This window comes from Frankia umida (assembly GCF_023242945.1).
GTDB lineage: Bacteria > Actinomycetota > Actinomycetes > Frankiales > Frankiaceae > Frankia > Frankia umida.
This window is the reverse complement of sequence record NZ_JALKFT010000073.1, coordinates 1-4,882: the sequence shown is the minus strand read 5'-3', so window position 1 is coordinate 4,882 and position 4,882 is coordinate 1. Positions and strand designations below refer to the sequence as shown.

General features: G+C 72.5%; 3 protein-coding genes and 1 pseudogene. 3 read left to right on the top strand and 1 reads right to left on the bottom strand.

Annotated elements, in window-relative coordinates:
* Positions 1–221 precede the first annotated feature (221 nt).
* Entirely contained in the window at positions 222–665 is a 444-nt protein-coding gene (locus MXD59_RS25715; RefSeq protein WP_504858369.1) for an Lrp/AsnC family transcriptional regulator, read from the bottom strand.
* 234 nt (positions 666–899) lie between these two features.
* On the opposite strand from MXD59_RS25715, the gene MXD59_RS25710 reads away from it, so the two are divergent.
* The 3 genes and pseudogenes from MXD59_RS25710 to MXD59_RS25700 all read left to right on the top strand — a co-directional run.
* On the top strand, positions 900–1,976 hold the full coding sequence (locus MXD59_RS25710) for a 5'-3' exonuclease (protein ID WP_248827150.1): 1,077 nt from the start codon (positions 900–902) through the stop codon (positions 1,974–1,976).
* Positions 1,977–2,187: 211 nt separating this feature from the next.
* Positions 2,188–4,509 (top strand): SDR family oxidoreductase, encoded by a 2,322-nt coding sequence (locus MXD59_RS25705; protein ID WP_248827151.1) that lies wholly within the window; start codon positions 2,188–2,190, stop codon positions 4,507–4,509.
* Positions 4,506–4,882, top strand: a pseudogene (locus MXD59_RS25700) (zinc-binding alcohol dehydrogenase); the annotation flags it as partial. The gene MXD59_RS25705 and the pseudogene MXD59_RS25700, both read left to right, overlap by 4 nt.

Here is a 4,882-nt window from a genome sequence, read left to right as displayed (position 1 = left end):
GCGGGGGGGGGGGGGGGGTGGTGGGGGGGGGGGGGGGGGGGGGGGGGGTGGGGGGGGGCGGGGGGGGGGGGGGGGGGGGGGGGGGGGGGGGGGGGGGGGGGGGGGGGGGCGGGGTGGATGTGGCCGCCGAGGTAGAGCACGGTGCGGGGGTGGGGGGTGGTGGGCACGGGGCGAGTGTGCCCGAGGGGAGGTCTGGGGGTGCTGGGGTGTCCGGTGGGGTTTTACAGGGCGGGGGGGCGGCCTTCGTAGGGGGTGGAGAGCACGACGAGGGTGCGGGTGGACACGCCGGCGGCGGCGCGGATGCGTTGCAGGAGGGTTTCGAGGGCGGCGGGGGTGGCGACGCGGACCTTGAGCAGGTAGCTTTCCTCGCCGGCGACGCTGTGGCAGGCCTCGATCTCGACGATGTGGGTGAGGCGTTCGGCGGCGTCGTCGGGTTGGCTCGGGTCGATCGGGGTGATCGAGACGAAGGCGGTGAGGGGCAGGCCGATCTGGGTGTGGTCGACCAGCGCGGTGTAGGAGGTGATGACTCCGCGTTGTTCGAGGCGGCGGACGCGCTGATGGACGGCGGAGACCGACAGGCCGGTGGCGCGGCCCAGGTCGGTGAAACTCATGCGCCCGTCTCGGCACAGCATCTGCACGATTCGTCGGTCGAGATCTTCCAGCACGATCCGGAGCGTACGCAGGTGAGTGGGGTGGTTGGGGTGGGTTTCTGGTCCGTTGCCTGGTCCCGGTGGGACAGTGGCTACGGTCGGCTGGTGTGTCGCGGGTTGGTGGGGTCGGTGCGCTTGGCTGTGGGGACGGCTTGGCTGTGGTGACGGCTTGGCTGTGGTGACGGCTTGGCTGTGGTGACGGCTTGGCTGTGGTGACGGCTTGGCTGTGGTGACGGGAGGTGGCGTTCGGTGAGTGGGCGTGGTGGTGGCGGGTTGCTGCTGGCGGATACGCCGTCGTTGTACTTCCGGTCGTTCTACGGGGTGCCGCGGTCGGTGCGGGCGCCGGACGGGATGCCGGTGAACGCGGTGCGGGGTCTGCTGGATGTGCTGGCGAGGCAGATTCTCGAGGTGCGTCCGGGTGCGGTGGTGGCGTGTTTCGACGCGGACTGGCGGCCGGCGTTTCGGGTGGCGTTGCTGGCGTCGTACAAGGCGCATCGGGTGGCCGGTGGCGACGCGGGTGTGGCTGGTTCGGGTGGGGCGGTGGAGGTGGTGGAGGAGGACCTGCAGCGGCAGCTTCCGGTCATCGACGCGGTGTTGGACGCGTTCGGGATCGCGCGGGTGCGGGCGGCGGGGTTCGAGGCCGATGATGTGATCGGGACGCTCGCGACGCGGTTTCGCGGGTCGGGTGGGGTGGATGTGCTGACCGGGGACCGTGATCTGTTCCAGTTGGTGGATGACGCGGCCGGGGTGCGGGTGCGGTATGCGGTGGAGCGGTTCGCGGTGGTGGATGAGGCGTCGGTGTCGGCGCGGTATGACATTCCGGGTCGGGTGTATGCGGATTTCGCGGTGTTGCGGGGGGATCCCAGTGACGGGTTGCCGGGGGTGGCGGGGGTCGGGGCGAAGACGGCGTCGGCGTTGTTGAACCGGTTCGGGTCGTTGGCGGCGGTGCGGGCGGCGGTGGCGGCGGCGGGGCCGACCGGGTCGGTGGACGGTGTGTCGGGTGCGGTGTTTCGGCGGTTGGTGGGGGCGCGGGAGTATCTGGCGGCGGCGGTGGGCGTGGTGGCGGTGGTGCGGGATGTGCCGATCGGGCCGGTGGCGTGGGCGTTGCCGGCCGCGGCGGTGGACGCGGCGGAGGTGGCGCGGTTGGGGGCGCGGTACGGGATCTCCTCGGCGTGTGGCCGGTTGACGGCGGCGTTGGCCGAGGTCGGCGCCGAGGTCGGCGCCGAGGTCGGCGCCGAGGCGGGTGGCGGGGTGGCGGGTGGGGTGGCTGGTGGGGATGTGGGTGGGGTGGTGCGGGGTGCGGCGGCGGGTGGCGCACCCGGTTAGTGGGCGGGGTGCATCGTCGGTGTGGGGTGGACGGTAGGTTTCCGTGCGTACTGCGACTGGGGCACCGGTCGGCCGGGTGGGTGGGCTGGCGTCGCACGGACGGGTTCGTCGCGTCCGCTCGGGTGTGTTTCCGGATGGGCGTCCGCCGGTCCGGTCGGTGCGGCGTGGATGCCCGTGGGGGTGTCCGGGCCAGGGGCAGCGGAGGTCCATGGTGGGGCTGCGCGAGCGGCTCGCGGGTCGGCGGGTGCTGGTGACCGGGGTGACCGGGTTCATGGGCGAGGCGCTGCTGGAGCGGTTGCTGTCGGATTTTCCGGAGACGTCCGTGGTGGCGCTGGTGCGTCCGCGGGGTAGTCATTCGGGGTCGGCGCGGGTGACCCGGATGCTGCGTAAGCCGGCGTTTCGGGCGTTGCGGGAGCAGATGGGTGCGGCGGGGCTGGCGGAGCTGGTGGCGCGCCGGGTGGAGGTGATCGAGGGGGATCTGGCGTCGGTGCCGGATCTGCCGGCGGACATCGACGTGGTGGTGCACTGCGCGGGTGAGGTGTCCTTCGATCCGCCGATCGATGACGCGTTCCGGATCAATGTGGGTGGGTTGCAGGAGCTGCTGCGGGCGTTGCGGGCGGGTGGGGCGCGTCCGCATCTGGTGCATGTGTCGACGGCGTATGTGGCGGGGTTGCGTTCGGGGCATATCGCGGAGGGTCCGCTGCCGCATGAGGTGGACTGGCGGGTGGAGCAGGCGTTCGCGTCCCGGGTGCGGGAGCAGATCGAGGACGCGTCGCGGTCGCCGGAGAACTCGGCGCGGTTCCGGCGGGCGGGGCGGGTGCGGTTCGAGGCGGCGGGGGCGCAGACGGTCTCGGGTGAGGCGGAGCGGTTGCGCCGGGAGTGGGTGGCGCGCCGGTTGGTGTCGGCGGGTGGTGAGCGGGCGCAGGTGCTGGGGTGGACGGATGCGTACACGTTCACGAAGGCGTTGGGGGAACGCTGGTTGGAGGAGCATCACGGGGATCTGCCGTTGACGGTGATCCGTCCGTCGATCATCGAGAGTGCGTTGCGGCGGCCGTTCCCCGGGTGGATCGAGGGGTTCAAGATGGCCGAGCCGCTGATTCTGGCGTATGGGCGGGGTGAGTTGCCGGACTTCCCGGCGTCGCCGGACGCGGTGGTGGACATCATTCCGATCGATCTGGTGGTGAACGCGACGTTGGCGGCGGCGGCGACGGTGCCGCCGGTGGATTCCCCGGCGTATTACACGGTGTGTTCGGGTTTTCGTAATCCGTTGCGGTTCCAGCAGTTGTACGAGCATGTGCGGGAGTATTTTCTGACGGATCCGTTGCCGCAGCGGGGTCGGGGGGCGATCGGGGTTCCGCAGTGGCCGTTCGCGGGGGCGGCGGCGGCGGAGTCGCGGTTGCGGCGTAGTGAGCGGCTGGTGGGGGCGGCGGGTCGGGTGTTGTCGCAGGTGCCGACGTCGTCGATGCGGGTGCGTCAGGTGGCGGGGCAGTTGGAGCGGGCGCAGGCGCGGGTGGCGTTTCTGCGGCGCTATTCGGATGTGTACCGGGCGTACACGAAGGCGGAGCTGGTGTATGTCGATGACGCGACGCGGGTGTTGCACGAGTCGATGGATGCCTCGGATCAGGTGGAGTTCGGGTTCGATCCGTGTGCGATCGACTGGGAGCACTATCTGTGTCGGGTGCACTGTCCGGCGGTGACGGCGGTGTTGCGTCGGCCGCGGGCGGCGGCGTCGCCGCGGCGGTTGTCGGGGCATCTGCCGGCGGGTGAGGGGGTGCTGGCGGTGTTCGATCTGGATGGGGCGGTGGCGTCGGCGTCGGTGGTGGAGTCGTATCTGTGGATGCGGTTGTCGGATCTGGGTGGGGTCGCGCGGGTGCGGGAGCTTGCGGGGTTGGCGGCGGCGTTGCCGGGTTATGTGCGGGCGGAACGTCGGGATCGGGGTCATCTGATGCGGGCGGTGTACGCCCGGTACGCGGGGGTGGATCCGCTGGAGTTGGAGCGGCTGGTGGCGCAGGCGGCTGGGGAGGTGTTGTTGCGTCGGGTGCGTCCGGCGGGGATTCGTCGGGTGCGGGAGCATCGGGCGGCGGGGCATCGGACGGTGTTGTTGACGGGGGCGTTGGAGGCGGTGACGGCGCCGCTGGCGCCGTTGTTCGACGATGTGGTGGCGGCCCGGTTGGAGGTGGGGCCGGACGGGTTGTGCACGGGCCGGTTGGCGTCGTCGCCGTTGGTGGGTGATGCGCGGGCGGCGTTCGTGGCGCATCATGCGCGGCTGGTGGGGGCGGATCTGTCGGTGTCGTGGGCGTATGCGGACAGCCAGTCGGATCTGCCGTTGTTGCGGGCGGTGGGTAATCCGGTGGCGGTGAATCCGGATGTGGCGTTGTTGCAGGTGGCGCGGGGGGCGGGGTGGCCGGTGGAGGAGTGGTCGGTGGCGGCGGGGTCGCGGCTGGTGGTGGGGTCGCGGCGGGAGCGGGTGGCGGTGGCGGCGGCGGCGCGGGCGCAGGCGGCGGTGGCGCTGCGGGTGGGGGGTGCGCGGTGACGCGGGGGTTGGAGTGGTATGGCGGGTCGCCGGTGCGGGTGGCGGCGGGGCGGGTCGCGGGTCGGGTCGGTGGGGTGGGGGTGGTGGGCCGGTCGGTGGCGTTGCGGCTGGTGGATGGGGATGATCCGGTGCCGCCGGATGGCGGGTGGGTGCGGGTGCGTCCGGTGTTGTCGGGGATCGGGGGGGCGGATCTGGCGTTGCTGACGGGCGGCGGGTCGGGGTATGTGGGGGGTTCGGTGGGGTTGCCGTTCGTGCCGGGGCGGGAGGTGGTCGCGCGGGTGCAGGAGGCGGTGGATCTGGGTGGTGGGGTCGGGGTGGTGCCGGCGGGTGGCCGGGGGGGGGTGGACGCGGGCTGGCCGGTGACGGCGGGGGG